The sequence below is a fragment of the Marinicrinis sediminis genome (genome assembly GCF_042685085.1).
In the GTDB taxonomy this organism is placed as follows: Bacteria; Bacillota; Bacilli; order Paenibacillales; family KCTC-33676; genus Marinicrinis; species Marinicrinis sediminis.
Genome location: NZ_JBHUMM010000043.1, coordinates 832,469 through 833,166, shown reverse-complemented (window position 1 = coordinate 833,166; position 698 = coordinate 832,469). Strand labels below are relative to the sequence as shown.

Below are 698 nucleotides of genomic sequence, written 5' to 3'. Positions count from 1 at the left end.
AGACGACAAGGTTGATAGGTTCGAGGTGGACGTGCAGCAATGCATGGAGCTGACGAATACTAATCGGTCGAGGGCTTATCCCAACACAACTCCTGCACCAAGCAGGAGGAAGTAATACCTGATTCATACCTAAACCTTTCGCATTCAGTTTTCAGGGATCAACTCTCTGCTTATCGTTCCTCGATAGCTCAGTTGGTAGAGCACTCGGCTGTTAACCGAGTTGTCACAGGTTCGAGTCCTGTTCGAGGAGCCATATGCTCCCATAGCTCAGCAGGTAGAGTGCTTCCATGGTAAGGAAGAGGTCACCGGTTCAAATCCGGTTGGGAGCTTCGTTTCCTTTCATTCCATCTTTTACTATAACAAGGCCCCTTGGTCAAGCGGTTAAGACACCGCCCTTTCACGGCGGTAACACGGGTTCGAATCCCGTAGGGGTCACCATTTAAAACATTCGCAAGGACGCTTAGCTCAGCTGGGAGAGCATCTGCCTTACAAGCAGAGGGTCGGCGGTTCGATCCCGTCAGCGTCCACCACTTGCCGCTGTAGCTCAACTGGTAGAGCATCTGACTTGTAATCAGAGGGTTGGGGGTTCAAGTCCTCTCGGCGGCACCAGGAAACCCTAGGGGGTTAGCCAAGCGGTAAGGCAACGGACTTTGACTCCGTCATGCATAGGTTCGAATCCTATACCCCCTGCCATTGTA

At 52.0% G+C, this 698-nt stretch carries 6 tRNA genes; all 6 read left to right on the top strand.

Annotated features, from left to right (window positions below):
• Positions 1–177 precede the first annotated feature (177 nt).
• The 6 genes from ACFSUC_RS17750 to ACFSUC_RS17725 all read left to right on the top strand — a co-directional run bounded on the left by ACFSUC_RS17750 (position 178) and on the right by ACFSUC_RS17725 (position 693).
• Positions 178–253, top strand: a tRNA-Asn gene (locus ACFSUC_RS17750).
• A 3-nt stretch (positions 254–256) separates the two neighbouring features.
• Positions 257–329: transfer RNA gene (locus tag ACFSUC_RS17745), tRNA-Thr, on the top strand.
• A gap of 34 nt (positions 330–363) precedes the next feature.
• Positions 364–438, top strand: a tRNA-Glu gene (locus ACFSUC_RS17740).
• A 16-nt stretch (positions 439–454) separates the two neighbouring features.
• A tRNA-Val gene (locus ACFSUC_RS17735) sits at positions 455–530 on the top strand.
• A gap of 3 nt (positions 531–533) precedes the next feature.
• A tRNA-Thr gene (locus ACFSUC_RS17730) sits at positions 534–609 on the top strand.
• A 9-nt stretch (positions 610–618) separates the two neighbouring features.
• A tRNA-Gln gene (locus ACFSUC_RS17725) sits at positions 619–693 on the top strand.
• The last annotated feature ends 5 nt before the right edge of the window (positions 694–698 follow it).